The sequence below is a fragment of the Acinetobacter sp. SH20PTE14 genome, assembly GCF_021391555.1.
Classification (GTDB): domain Bacteria; phylum Pseudomonadota; class Gammaproteobacteria; order Pseudomonadales; family Moraxellaceae; genus Acinetobacter; species Acinetobacter amyesii.
Window position 1 is genome coordinate 2,146,674 of sequence record NZ_CP090067.1, and the last position, 13,564, is coordinate 2,160,237.

14 protein-coding genes are annotated in these 13,564 nt (G+C 41.2%); 4 read left to right on the forward strand and 10 right to left on the reverse strand.

Annotated features, from left to right (window positions below):
* Positions 1-31: 31 nt before the first annotated feature.
* The 4 genes from hfq to tsaE form a co-directional block, all read right to left on the reverse strand.
* On the reverse strand, positions 32-541 hold the full coding sequence (gene hfq / locus LXF01_RS10685; RefSeq protein ID WP_168378882.1) for an RNA chaperone Hfq: 510 nt from the start codon (positions 539-541) through the stop codon (positions 32-34).
* 92 nt (positions 542-633) lie between these two features.
* Positions 634-1,578: a tRNA (adenosine(37)-N6)-dimethylallyltransferase MiaA gene (gene miaA / locus LXF01_RS10690; protein WP_233944303.1), complete on the reverse strand. Its 945-nt coding sequence runs from the start codon at positions 1,576-1,578 to the stop codon at positions 634-636.
* A 6-nt stretch (positions 1,579-1,584) separates the two neighbouring features.
* Complete coding sequence (mutL, locus tag LXF01_RS10695) at positions 1,585-3,597, reverse strand: DNA mismatch repair endonuclease MutL (protein WP_233944304.1); 2,013 nt, start codon at positions 3,595-3,597, stop codon at positions 1,585-1,587.
* The gene (tsaE, locus tag LXF01_RS10700; protein WP_111885072.1) at positions 3,587-4,066 is read right to left on the reverse strand and encodes a tRNA (adenosine(37)-N6)-threonylcarbamoyltransferase complex ATPase subunit type 1 TsaE; all 480 of its coding nucleotides are present in this window, start codon (positions 4,064-4,066) and stop codon (positions 3,587-3,589) included. Before tsaE ends, mutL begins: the two co-directional genes overlap by 11 nt.
* A gap of 135 nt (positions 4,067-4,201) precedes the next feature.
* Between tsaE and LXF01_RS10705 the strand changes: the two genes are divergently transcribed.
* From LXF01_RS10705 to LXF01_RS10715, 3 genes are all read left to right on the forward strand, one after another.
* The gene (locus LXF01_RS10705) at positions 4,202-5,107 is read left to right on the forward strand and encodes a pseudouridine synthase (protein ID WP_233944305.1); all 906 of its coding nucleotides are present in this window, start codon (positions 4,202-4,204) and stop codon (positions 5,105-5,107) included.
* Positions 5,108-5,219: 112 nt separating this feature from the next.
* Complete coding sequence (locus tag LXF01_RS10710) at positions 5,220-5,567, forward strand: type II toxin-antitoxin system RelB/DinJ family antitoxin (RefSeq protein ID WP_078193683.1); 348 nt, start codon at positions 5,220-5,222, stop codon at positions 5,565-5,567.
* Between the two features lie 98 nt (positions 5,568-5,665).
* Positions 5,666-6,109, forward strand: a complete 444-nt coding sequence (locus LXF01_RS10715; protein ID WP_168378877.1) for a GNAT family N-acetyltransferase — start codon at positions 5,666-5,668, stop codon at positions 6,107-6,109.
* 137 nt (positions 6,110-6,246) lie between these two features.
* On the opposite strand, the gene LXF01_RS10720 is transcribed toward LXF01_RS10715, so the two are convergent.
* Positions 6,247-6,966, reverse strand: a complete 720-nt coding sequence (locus LXF01_RS10720) for a pseudouridine synthase (protein ID WP_233944306.1) — start codon at positions 6,964-6,966, stop codon at positions 6,247-6,249.
* Positions 6,967-7,117: 151 nt separating this feature from the next.
* On the opposite strand from LXF01_RS10720, the gene LXF01_RS10725 reads away from it, so the two are divergent.
* Entirely contained in the window at positions 7,118-7,573 is a 456-nt protein-coding gene (locus LXF01_RS10725) for a DUF441 domain-containing protein (RefSeq protein ID WP_111885075.1), read from the forward strand.
* Positions 7,574-7,599: 26 nt separating this feature from the next.
* Here the strand turns inward: LXF01_RS10725 and LXF01_RS10730 are convergent, their stop codons facing one another.
* The 5 genes from LXF01_RS10730 to LXF01_RS10750 all read right to left on the reverse strand — a co-directional run bounded on the left by LXF01_RS10730 (position 7,600) and on the right by LXF01_RS10750 (position 13,560).
* The gene (locus LXF01_RS10730; protein WP_233944307.1) at positions 7,600-8,766 is read right to left on the reverse strand and encodes an MFS transporter; all 1,167 of its coding nucleotides are present in this window, start codon (positions 8,764-8,766) and stop codon (positions 7,600-7,602) included.
* A 318-nt stretch (positions 8,767-9,084) separates the two neighbouring features.
* On the reverse strand, positions 9,085-10,095 hold the full coding sequence (locus LXF01_RS10735) for a sensor domain-containing diguanylate cyclase (RefSeq protein ID WP_233944308.1): 1,011 nt from the start codon (positions 10,093-10,095) through the stop codon (positions 9,085-9,087).
* A 248-nt stretch (positions 10,096-10,343) separates the two neighbouring features.
* On the reverse strand, positions 10,344-10,610 hold the full coding sequence (locus LXF01_RS10740; protein WP_233944309.1) for a gamma-glutamylcyclotransferase family protein: 267 nt from the start codon (positions 10,608-10,610) through the stop codon (positions 10,344-10,346).
* Positions 10,611-10,679: 69 nt separating this feature from the next.
* Positions 10,680-11,600 carry a LysR family transcriptional regulator gene (locus LXF01_RS10745; protein WP_180088534.1) on the reverse strand — a complete coding sequence of 307 codons (921 nt, stop codon included), beginning with the start codon at positions 11,598-11,600 and terminating at the stop codon, positions 10,680-10,682.
* 244 nt (positions 11,601-11,844) lie between these two features.
* The gene (locus LXF01_RS10750; protein WP_180003112.1) at positions 11,845-13,560 is read right to left on the reverse strand and encodes an AAA family ATPase; all 1,716 of its coding nucleotides are present in this window, start codon (positions 13,558-13,560) and stop codon (positions 11,845-11,847) included.
* Between the last annotated feature and the right edge of the window lie 4 nt (positions 13,561-13,564).

Below are 13,564 nucleotides of genomic sequence, written 5' to 3' on the forward strand. Positions count from 1 at the left end.
ACCTCCCATTTGGGAGGTTTTTTTAACTCAATTAACGATTGTTGTTTTCGTCGTCTTGAGCATCTTCAAATTTAGTTTCGCCATCAAAACCAGCATTTTGACCGCCGAACCCACTTTGACCACCGAAGCCACCTTGACCACCGAAGCCACCTTGAGAGCCAAAACCACCTTGACCACCGAAGCCACCTTGGCCACCGAAGCCACCTTGACCACCGAAGCCACCTTGACCACCAAAGCCACCTTGGCCACCAAAGCCACCTTGTTGACCGCCGAAGCCGCCTTGTTGACCACCGAAGCCGGCAGCGCCTTGAGCACCAGCAGGAGCACCAGCAGGACGTGGGTTACGTGCTGGAACAACAGTTGAAATAGCGTGTTTGTAAACCATTTGGCTTACAGTATTTTTTAATAAAACAACGTATTGGTCGAAAGATTCAATATGACCTTGTAATTTAATACCGTTGACAAGGAAGATCGACACAGGAATACGTTCTTTACGGAGAGAATTTAAGAACGGATCTTGTAAAGTTTGACCTTTAGACATGTTATAACTCCAAAAAATAATAAAAATCAGCGCAAAAGCTACCTTTACTTTTCAATTAAAAATTATCAAAAAGGTAGTCTGTAAATTTTGCTTTATCCGTAGCACTTTCGCAAGTCTTCTTGAGCCTGCTGCGCAGTTAAATATGTAGTAAATTTATGCGTTTCTTGCAAAGATCTTAACCAAGTATATTGACGTTTTGCAAGTTGTCGTGTTGCAAAAAGCGCCTTATCCTCCATTTCACGCTGTTTTTCGCTACTTTGATCTCTATTTTTCAAAAAATCTAAAGCTTGACGATATCCAACTGAGCGCATAGAGGGTAAATTTTCATCTAAATCGTATTTTTCAATGAGAGCTTTCACTTCATTCAAAAATCCAATTTCCCACATTATTTTTAGACGTTGAGCTATACGCTCATGTAATTCTAATCGGTCGGGCAATAATGCGTAATTATGAAAATTGTAACGGTATGGTACGTTTTTAGGTTGCTCAGCTTGTAACTGCGTAATGGGTTTACCTGTTAATTTAAAAACTTCGAGCGCACGGATAATTCGTTGCTTATCACTCGGTTTAAATTTTTCACCTGCCAATGGGTCTACATTGCACAGTTCTGCATATACAGCATCCCAACCTTGCGACTCAGCTTTGGCTTCAATTTCAGTACGTACAGCATAGTCTGCACTTGGTAAATTTGAAGACAACCCTTCCAATAAAGCCTTGTAATACAACATTGTACCACCAACTAAAATCGGTGTTTTACCTCGTGCATGCAGATCATCAATCAGCACACACGCATCTTCCACAAAGTTCGCTGCCGAATACACTTCTAGCGGACTGATAATATCAATCAAATGATGTGGATATTTCTCCAACTCAGCTTTACTTGGCTTGGCCGTACCAATATCCATATCCTGAAAAACCAAAGCAGAATCGACAGAAATTAATTCGAATCCACCTTGCTCGTATAACTCACATGCCAAGGCGGTTTTACCGCTTGCAGTTGGTCCCATTAAGTTGATGACCGGCAATTGATTTGACATGTAAAACTACTCTCCCCGAGCAAAAAGTTTATCTAGCTGTGCCAATGGAAACGCACGCCACGTCGGACGTCCATGGTTACATTGGCTGGCAAATTCAGTTTGTTCCATCTGACGCAGTAATGCATTCATTTCAGATAGACTTAAAATACGGTGTGCGCGTACAGCGCCATGACAAGCCATGCCTGCCAATATTTGATCACGCTTTTGTAGTAACCCTGCAACCTGATCACTTGGGTCTAAATCATTTAATAAATCTGGAATCAGCGCATCAAAGTCTGCTTTATGCAAAATGGCAGGAACACCTCGGACAATAACTTGCTCATCGCCATATTGGTCTATTTCTAAACCTAATCGTGCCAATTGTTCTTTGAGCTCATCGACGCGCATAGCTTGCATCCGACTGATACTGACGACTTTAGGAATCAGCAATTGCTGTGATGTCCAAAACTCAGGTTTATCCCAAGCCGTTTTCATTTGTTGTAAAACAATGCGCTCATGCGCAGCATGCATATCAACAATGATTAAACCTTCGGTGTTTTGGGCCAAAATATAAATACCATGCAATTGCGCAATGGCAATCCCCAAAGGATGCTCATCGACTTTCTGCTGAATATGTTCAGCCAAAGAAGTATCAGGATCATTTGTAGACTCAGTTTGACGTAAAGGCGCTAAATAACTTTGCAATGCATTATTGAGCTGTCTGGAACCCGCTAAATTTGATTGATATCCAGTGCTATTGTTCGACGCATTTGAATATTGCTGTGTATAAGCTTCCTGACCTGTTGGCGCATGATTTGAACCATATTGCACCGTTGCTGGCGAACTAAAGTCAGTAAGTCCACCTGCGGTCTCTGGACTGACAAAATTTGTGCCTTGTTCTACAACTGGCTGAGGTTGATGTAAAGAAAATTGTTCCTGATGACGCGGCTGCGGAATAATATTTTCGTGTGCCTGCCCATCAAGTTTCATTGCAGAGGACAATTCGGCGCTCGCGGTTTGAAATTGCGCTAATGTCGATTTGGCAAAATGGCGGACAAACTCATGTACTTCACGTTGATTTAGAAAACGTATTTCATGCTTCGTCGGATGCACATTCACATCGATATTTTCAGGATCGACTTCCATAAACAACAAATAAGCCGCATGTTGATGTCCATGCAAAATACCGTCATAAGCCATGCGAAGTGCATGTGAAACTGTCTTGTCTTTTACGATACGTCCATTCACATAGACGTATTGCATATCGGCCTGCGCACGTGCATCTGAAGGATGGCCTAACCAACCACTGAGACGCATATTGACGCTATCAGCATCTATCCAGTACGCATTTTCAGTAAATTGACGGCCTAATAATTGTTGTACCCGCTGAAAACGGAGCGCGCCACTGTCTGCAATAGGCAAGTTCAGCTTAATACTATTGTTATGCTCAAGGACAAAACGTATATCAAAATGGGTCAGTGCCAAACGACGGACAATTTCTTCGATATGTCCAAACTCAGTCCCCGGTTTTTTGAGGAACTTACGCCGTGCAGGCACATTAAAAAATAAATCTTGCACACGGATGGTGGTGCCTTGCGTCGCTGCCACAGGCTGAATTTCTTGCGAATCAAATGCGGTGCCATTTACTTCGACCTGATAGCCTACACCGTCATCATTTTGGCTACTGGTCAATGTCAAACGAGACACCGCAGCGATCGAAGCCAAGGCTTCCCCACGAAAACCTAGACTTACAATGGCATGCAAATCTTCAGCAGTTTGGATTTTACTTGTGGCATGGCGCATGACCGCCAAAGGTAGATCTTCAGGGTGAATACCCCGACCATTGTCTATTATTTCAATCAGTGTACTGCCGCCTTGTTCAATACGAACAATCAGCTCAGTCGCCCCTGCATCAATGGCATTTTCCAGTAATTCTTTGACCACAGAAGCAGGACGTTCAATCACTTCCCCTGCGGCAATTTGGTTGGCTAAGGCAGGATCAAGCGTTCGAATGCGGCGGGCACTGATTTCATTCAGCATGGTTAAATTTTTGCTCCAAAGCGTTTTGCAAAGTTTCTGAAGAAGAGCTTAAAGTCGCTGTACGGGTGCTTTCATCCGCAGACTTTTCAATATTAATAATTAAATCAGCCTCAGGGATTTCGTCGCCCCCTTTAGATGGCCATTCAAATAAAAATAGGGCGTTCGGCGTTTCTAAATAATCACGGATACCCATAAGTTCAAGCTCATAAGGGTCATTCAGACGATATAAATCAAAATGAAAAATATCTTGTCCTTGAATATTGTAAGGTTCAACCAATGTATAGGTTGGACTTTTTACCGCACCTTGATGACCCAAGTGTTGTAAAAAATAACGTGTTAACGTGGTCTTTCCTGCACCCAAGTCACCAATTAAATACGCCACACCCGTCGTAAAATGCGTCGCCAGTACGGTAGCTAAGTTTTGGGTATCGACTTCACTATTAAGTTCCAGACTGAATGAATACTGCATATTACTCACAACATGTACATAAGAATTAAATATGATAGCATCGCACTGGCTAAAATGGATATGTTCACACTATAGATTGAGCATTTTTCATAATGTGTTCTCTGCTTTATTTGCTCAGTTTTTAGATCTTTCTTCATGCACAGTTTTGAATTTACTCCCCCAATGATCAATGGTGTTAGTGCCAGTAAAGTCTTCCTTGACGGTCAACACACACAAGCCACAACGGTCTATGCATATTTGTGTGAGCAATTTCCTCATATCCAAGCAGCAGAGTGGCAACAACGATTTAAGGATGGTCTAGTCTATGCTGCAGATGGTGACGTTTTAACGATAGACAGTCCTTTTGAAGCAAATCGTCATGTTTATTATTATCGATTCTTAGCGCATGAAATCCATGTTCCCTTTGAGCATCAGATTTTATTTGAAAATGATCATTTCATCGTGGTCGATAAACCGCATTTTCTCACCATGAGTCCGACCGGTCAGTATGTACAAGAAACCTTGTTGGTTCGACTCAAAAAACAAACGCAGCTTGAACACCTGACACCGATTCATCGTTTAGATCGTGAAACTGCCGGTGTGGTTCTCTTCTCCAAATGTGTCGAAAGCCGTGGGCTATATCAACAGATGTTTGCCAAGCGGCAAGTTCAAAAAACCTATCATGCCATTGCAGCTTATCGAGATGACTTAAATTTCCCAATCACAACTCGCTATTGCATGGAAAGAGGTCAGCCATTTTATACAATGCAACTGGTAGATGGTGAGCCTAATAGTGAAACATACATTAAGCTCCTCCAGCAGCATGGAAACCATGCAAAGTATGAATTAAATCCCCATACCGGCAAGCAACACCAACTTCGTGTACATTTAAATGCTTTGGGCATTCCAATTCAAAATGACCCCTTTTATCCAGTAGTACAACATAAGGCAGATGACGATTTCAGCCAACCTTTACAACTACTTGCGAAACAGCTTGAGTTTATCGATCCTGTGACAGAGCAGGCTTTTCAATTCAGTTCTGCCTATGAATTGACACTGTAAATCTATTGTCATTACATTAAATTGATAAAATACTGCCAAACTTTCTTGAATTTATAACAGTTTTGATTAGAATAAATGCGAAAAGTTAAGTATTTAAAAGCTTTCTAAGAATATGAGAAAAACTGAAGTCTACCAAATCCGTCTCGATTCACAGGAAAAGAAACAGGCCTTTGCCGTTTTTAAACAATTAGGCATTACACCTGCACAGGCTGTACGTCTATTCTTTAAACAAGTTGTTTTAACCAAATCGATCCCCTTCTCTATTGAAAACCAAAATATCAATATTGAACAATTGATTAAGTTACGCAAATTAAAACAACAAGAAGCCCAAGCTATTTCAACCATTGAAATTAGCCCTGCTGAATTAGAAATTTTAAATAATGATCCATTATTAGATGATGATCATCTCGACTTGTTTGAAGAACTCAATGCAATTTTGGGTGAAGGTGACAAAACTTAACACTGTCGCATTTATAAACAATTTATAAATCAACCAATTTCGAAATTTCGATATGCTTCATGCAAGACTGATAAAAATAGCATGGAGTATAGAAAAAAATGATCGTTCGACGCGCAACAGAAGCAGACCTTCATCCACTTGCTGTTTTATTTGATGAATATCGCCAATTTTATGGCACCTCTTCTAATCTTGATATCTCATATAAATTTCTAAGACAACGTTTTGAAAATAATGAAAGCGTAATTTTTATTTGCTTAAAAGATGATGTGATTACTGGGTTTATCTTACTGTATTTAGGCTTTTCATCTGTAGCTTGTTCAACCTACTATATTTTAGATGATGTCTATGTCAGCCCTGTATATCGTCGTCAAGGTTCAGCCAAACAATTGATCGATACCGCTGTTCTCTTTGCACAACATGAAGGTGCGCTTCGAATCAGCCTCGAAACTCAAAAAAATAACTATCACTCACATCAACTCTATGAATCGATGGGCTTCATTAAAGATGATGAATTTCAAACCTATCATTACTTTATTCGCTAATGCTCTGCTAGGCATTAAATACATCATCAACGCATATTAGAAACGAATCTTTCGATCAGTAGATTGCAGACATATTAAGGGGCTTTAATACCGCACATTCATCCTTCAAATGATGACCTATCAAAGCCCAGTACCCATTACTGTGGATTTAGATTTTCACGAAATTTCGATTGTTCAATTTGCGCTGCATTCAAATAAATCCATTCACCTTCATTCAGATCATCAAGCTTTAATTGGCCTATTTGAGCACGATGTAAAGTTTCAACTTTATTGCCGACAGCCGCCAACATCCGCTTCACTTGATGATATACCCCTTGATGGACAGTCATTTGCAATTGATGTGAAGCCAATAGCTGTACATCGGTTGCAGCGAAGATGCCTTTTTCGTTTCGAAGCTCCACGCCTTGTTCTAATTGTTGTATTTGCTCAGGTGTCACAGGATCTGCGGTATGCATCGAATACACTTTGGCAACATGCTTTTTAGGGTGTGTAAGCGCTTGTAGATATTGACCATCATCCGTGAGCAGCAACAGTCCAGTGGTGTCTTGATCCAGTCGCCCGACGCATTGCAGACCACGATTTAACAGCACATCATCAAATAATTCAAAAACACTGAAATGATGGGTTGCCTGATGCGAACATTCATAACCTTGAGGTTTATTTAACGCGATATAAACATGCTCACGATAGGTATAGTCCTGTCCATGCACACTGTAAGTTAAATCATTCAAGTCCAGCTTTTGCTTTGGATTATCTACAATCTCACCGTGTATTTCGACCGCACCATTTTTAATCAACTGTTGGCAATATTTACGCGAACCAAAACCTTGTGATTGCAGCATTTTTTCCAAAAACATAGAACAACCTAATAAACACCATATATTGCTATTTTATACTGAACACCGAGCCAACTTGCAGGAAAAATAGTAGAAATAATCTTGAACGCCAGTTTTTAATGTTTCTGCGCTACACTATTGATTATTTATTGAAGTTTCTCACGAATATCCTATGTCTCAGTTGGATTTAAATCTGATCGTGTTATTGGTGTTATTGGCTTGTGGCATCTTTAGCCACAATACAGCGATCACCATAGCTGCAGGTGTCTTGATTGTTTTCCGCATCACGCCTTTAAGTGAATTTTTCCCCTATCTGCAACAATATGGCTTAAACATTGGCATTATTATTTTAACCATTGGCGTACTCACGCCGATCGCTAGCGGAAAAATTCCTGGTGATTCGATTTTAAAATCCTTTTTAAGTTGGAAATCCCTCGTCGCAATCGCTATTGGCATCTTTGTCGCATGGCTAGGCGGACGTGGTGTCAAACTGATGTCGAATCAGCCAGATGTTGTTGCCGGACTACTGATTGGGACAGTCGCAGGTGTTGCGATGCTGCGTGGTGTACCCGTCGGCCCACTCATTGCAGCAGGCATCTTGTCGCTACTGATTGGGATTAAGCAATAAGGCTGTTACTTACATAAAATAAAATTTTAAATTGAGCCATGCTGCATTTGAAATAAACGTCGACTAAGCATGATTCCAACGAATGACAACGCTGACATCAAGATACCCGCCCAAAACCACGCTCCAGTCTGTGAAACTACGGTGGCAATCAACGGAGGCAGAACAAATTGGGAAATGGCAGAACATTGTAAAATCATGCCGATCGTCGTACTAATTGCCGCGGGATAAGGTGCAAAATGCAGTGCTTGTGCAAAGACCGTCGCAGCAACTAAGCCACCAAAAAGCGAAAAACTAAACACCGTTAAATATTGCAATAAAAACGGTAACGCATCTTTAAAGAGATAAAATTCTAAGGAGCAAATGATCAAGACGGCAAAACCCAGTTGGACTAAAGTTTTAGCTTGAAAACCACGCTGTAATAACAGTCCACACCCCCATGTACCCACCGCATTGGCAACGGCAACGCTGGCTGTTAAAGCACCCGCCAGTTCTGCTGAAATTTGGTTTTGGGCATAAATCATCGGTAAGAAGCCTACCAATGCAAACCACTGCCCTGCATATGTCCCAAAAATGAGCGCCAAAAGCCATGCTGCAGGATGTTTCAAAGTATCTCTAATGAGACCAATAATAGGTGTTGTATTCAGCGCCACATTAGGCTGAGGAATAAACATGGCGATACAGAGTAGTAATGCTGCAGTAATCATAGCGAAACTGAGCCAAACCACACTCCAACCATATTGAGCAATTAGAAATGGCGCAACCAATAATGCTATCCCCATACCTCCGCCCATATAAGCACTCCACAGTCCCATCTTTGCGCTGATGTGCTGTAGCGGTACAAGCTGACGGATAAATGCAGGCCCTGTGAGTGTCACCAATAAGAATCCAAATCCTTCTATGACACGCAGTAGCAACAAGACATCAAAGCTTTGTGCAAAGCTCCCCCATGCACTTGCTATCGTCAATAGACTTAAGCCCAATAAGATACACAGTTTAAATCCAATTTTTTGGATATAACTACCAATCAACAATGCAAAGCACATTCCTGCACCCTGTACTAGTGAGAGCAATAAACCAGACTGAATAAAGCTAATGCCGAGTTGCTGTTGTAATACAGGTATTGCGGGCGGTAGTTTCCCGATATGCATTGCAGCAATAAAACCTGCCGCAATAATGAATAAATCTTTTGACATCCCTTTCATTGAATTGTCATGCTCTTTTCGCCATGCAATAGTGCACAGCTTAACAATTCAAAATATTATTTTGAGTCAAAAAACAAATGACCTTAGATGATTTTTCAATTATTTAATCATCTTGCACCGTCACATGCTAAGCGCACTTTGATTTAAATTAAACAACGATACTTAGTCATTTCATCTGCATTTGTTTGAGACAGGACAAGTTTTCATCAAAACGTTTTGCGATACTTTAGATAATATGAAGGTAGTGAACGAATTTACCTGCATAACTATGAGTGAATTATTTAAGCAGTGAGATATTTAGGCAGTGAGTTATTCAGGATTGATTTGTTTCCGTTCACGCTTATTGGCGTACATTTTTAAATCAGCCATTTCGACCAATTGATCGATGGATTCGGCATCCTCTGGAAATAAAGCCATGCCAATACTAGCACCAATTTTCAAGCTCATTTGCTCGAATGCAAATGGCAGTCCGCAACTTTCTGCGATTCGATTCATCGCCTTTTGCGCACGCTCTAAGTTGGCAATATTGGTTAAAATCACAGCAAATTCATCACCGCCCAAGCGTGCAACCAAGTCATCTTGACGCGTTTCACGCAAAATGCGCTGCGCGATTTCTTTCAGTGCAGCATCCCCAATGCGATGTCCAAACTGATCATTAATCGGCTTCAGACCATCCATATCAATCATCAAGATACCCAACACTTTTTTCTGCGCACGTGCTTTTTCTATCCCTTGACGTAAAAAGTCGACAAACAAAGCCCGATTAGCTAAGCCGGTTAAGCTATCTTGCGTCGCCAATTTATATAGCTCTGTCGCACCGAAACGTGTCGCATGGTACATCGCCGCAGCGATCAACTCCGACATCAAACTCAATATATGTAAATCGGCTTCCTGAAAAGCATCGACTTGGTCAGAGTAAATCTTTAAAACACCAACACCTTCATCACAGTGAATCAATGGCACCACAGCCATCGAACGCAATCCGACACGTCGACATGCCACGCGATCTACCCGTGCATCTGTTTCCGAATCTTGGCAATACAGTGTTTGTTTTTGCGCTATACATAGACCCGATAAACTATTTTCAATATGAAGTCTTAAACCCAGTAAATGGCTCGCCCCGCCAGACACTGCACGATAGACCATATCACCATCTTCAGCCAACTCTACAACTGCACCTTTAGCGTGTGTAATCTGCTGCGCCTGTTCTGCGACCACGGTCATCACTGCATTTAGATCTAAACCCAGTTTGGCAATAGCTGTCTGCGTTTGAATCACAGACATGAGTTGAGTTGGTGATGGTTCTATAGAATTGGGCATGATTGAGTTCAAACAGGGTTCAATGTGAGATACAGCTCAATTCTAAAAATTATTCATCCACTTGTATAGCAATCTTAAAGTGATTTCTGTGCATTCAAGCACTTTAGATACAACTCTTTTAGATACGGCTCTTTAAAAAATTGCACTCAAGGAAACAACAGAGCAAGCAGAATCATCGATACACATATCGAAGGTTGGGGAAAGTCATGATGTATGGCCCACGTATTTTACGACTCTCCCTCACGATATTATTTCAACGCGTAAATTTCACTCTGCATCCATTCTCCGCCTTCCAATTGCACATCTACAGCCACACGTTGGTATTCAGCCCCTTCAAATTCATCTAAAGCCGCCCAATGTGCCGCTAAATTTTCAGAGATAAAAACATAGCCTTCAATGGCTTGACCTGCCTTCGATAAACGAATACCCGGACTGCCCATCGCCGCACCCCAGCCTTTATGTTCTAATTCACCCCAAACTACACCTTTCTTCCACTCGTCACCAATACGCTCCATCACGTGTGCATTGGGCTGACCTAGACGTCATGTCCCGTATACAAAAAGACTCTGAGTCATAGATCCTCCTTAGTTGGCATAATATTGATTGCGTTTTTGTGAGAATTTGGCCAACTGTTTTAGGAAGCCTTCAAAATAGCTTTTTTCAGCCTCTTCGGTACGATAGCCGGCGTACAAAGTTCGTCTTAAACCTTCAGGTGAAACACAATCTAAGCGCCGAGAGGTCACCCAACCTTTTTGCTCATATTCATTTACCACCCAATCAGGTAATGCCGCGATACCACGACCGCTTGCAACCAACTGAATCAACATCTGGGTCAAATCTGTGGTACGGACCTGTTTAGGCTGAATATTGGCCGGTAAAAATAATTTCGCCATGATATCTAAACGATGTTTATCGACCGGATAGGTAATCAGCGTTTCTTCTGCTAATTCTTGAACAGTCACATTTGTCGCACGAACCAATGGATGTGTATTGGACAATACCAAACGAGACTCATATTCAAAGATTGGGAAATATTCCACACCTTTTAAATTAATCGGATCTGCCGTAATCAGAAGATCAAACTCGCCTGTTTGTAATAGTTCATGCGGATTGGCTTCAAAGCCAGAGGCAAAGTCCAAATCTACATCGGGGTATTGCTGACGGTAGACATTCAATAACGGCATCAGCCAGTCAAAGCAACTATGACATTCTGAAGAAAAAATAATTCGGCCGGTTTGACCATGCACAATACGTGTAATGTCCGATTGCGCAATTTGAACTTGCGGCAAAATATCATCAGCAAGGCGTAGTAAACGTTGCCCAACATTCGAAAAAGTAACAGGACGTGTGCGTCGGTTCACCACCTCTACCCCATACCAATGATCTAGCTCTTTCAACTGGTGTGAAAGTGCAGAAGGCGTTAAACACAGATCATTAGATGCAGCGACCAAAGAGCCGTGTTCTCTGAGTGCCAATAAGGTTTTGAGATGGCGTAATTCCAACATGATTGTTCTCAACTAAACTTGGGAGCAACTTTGCAATCGAATAGTTTTCGCAAAGCATTAATGAATTATACTCACCTTATCATTATTTTATTAAGTTATATTCATTTAAAGTTTTATTTGGAACTTTAATCACCAATTCATCGTTTTTAAGCAGATGCAAAGGATGAAAATAAACACGATGCCCCTTATTAAAAAAGCCAGATTGATCAATCTGGCTTTAAATGTATGTAATCCAAAGAATGTGTTATTCCACAAATAATAAAGCCAAACGAACTTGGTCATAACCCATGCGTGGACTGGTCAACTCCACAATTGGGCGCAGCTTAACCGTGCCGTCATCATTATAATGTGCTGGGTCTTGTCGTTTCGCCAAACGTTTATAAATTTTACGCACCTGCTCAACCACGTCTTCTCCCGGATGTGCCACCGATATATCTAAACCTTGCTCTTTTTGCAGACGAGCCAAATGATTAATAATCGTAGCAGGTGTTAAACCACGCTCCACTGCAATATCTTGAATTTCATAACCTTCCTCAAACAATTCACGAGTTTGATCTAAAGTCGCTGTGGCAAAGCTTTGTTTCGCACCAGTTTTGGCAATTTTCTTTTCATTGCGCTCGATTTCCACTTCATTCAGTGTTCCGCCACAATGGCGAATAAAGGCTTTGTGTTGAACGGTTAAATCAGCCTCTGCAAAATTGGTTTCCGCTTCATCAGAGAGTTCCTGAAAGCGTCGATCGGCTTTAATGGCCAAACTGTCGAGTTCTAAGGCTTGTTCATTAAAACCAAGTAAGCGCAAACCATCTAATGTTTTTAAACGCGACAATGCCACATAACCCTGACCTTTCTCAAAAGTATGGGTCAAGTTAATTTCAGCCGCTGCAAGGGTCATCCCTTGAGATTTGTGAATGGTAATCGCCCAAGCCAAACGCAGTGGAATTTGTTGGAAACTGGCAATGGTTTTACCATCATCATTATCGACAGACCATGTTTCAGGTTCTACCACCAAGGTCGTGCCATCAGTGAGTTTTACTTTAGGCAAGATGCCATATTCATCATCTTCTTCAAAACCTATCACTTCACCGAGGCTGCCATTGATATAGCCCACGTCAAAGTTGTTTTTTACAAACATCACTTTGGCATTTTTCTTTAAGGTCAAAGTTTCCGGCGCACGCACTGAAGATTTTAAGGTTTCGATCAGTTTATCATTACCATCACATTGGGCATCAAACTGGCGAGATTCTTGCTCAATTTCATTTAGATGTTTATAGTTAATACTATCTACATCCATATTATGGGTATACAAGCGCGTAAAGGTTTCACCTATATTTTGTGAACTTGTCTGCCTTAAAGCATGCAAATGATCGCCAGTAATTTGTTGAGCACGAATCGCATTTAGAATATCATTGAGATAGTCATTACCCTGACGATGTTGTTCGGTCAAATAACACACGCGAAACTTCGCTTCTACCCATGCCTCAGACATAAAGCAAAACTTGTCACGGTTTAATTCACCTTTGCGTCCCACAGGGGGTAACTGGAAGAAGTCACCTGCAACAATGACTTGAATCCCCCCAAAAGCATCTTCACTGTCTTTAAAAAATTTTAAAACTTTATTCACCAAGTTTAATTGCTTGGCATGCAACATCGAAATTTCATCGATGATTAAAACTTGGGCATTTTCCAAATGCTCTTTTAAATATTTACGTTCTTTTAAGCGCTTTAACTCATCTTCGGAAATCGCATCTTTAATCCCAATCCCTGCCCATGTATGAATTGTCATGCCATTCATATGGGTTGCAGCAATCCCTGTAGAAGCCGTAATTGCCACCGGCACTTTGCGCGCTTTTAGATAATTGATGTACTGATTTAAAGTATAAGTTTTACCTGCACCAGCCGAACCTGTTAAAAACACATTTTCGCCTGCTTTGAGCAGCTTGAGTGCAGTTTCTTGTTTCATAAGA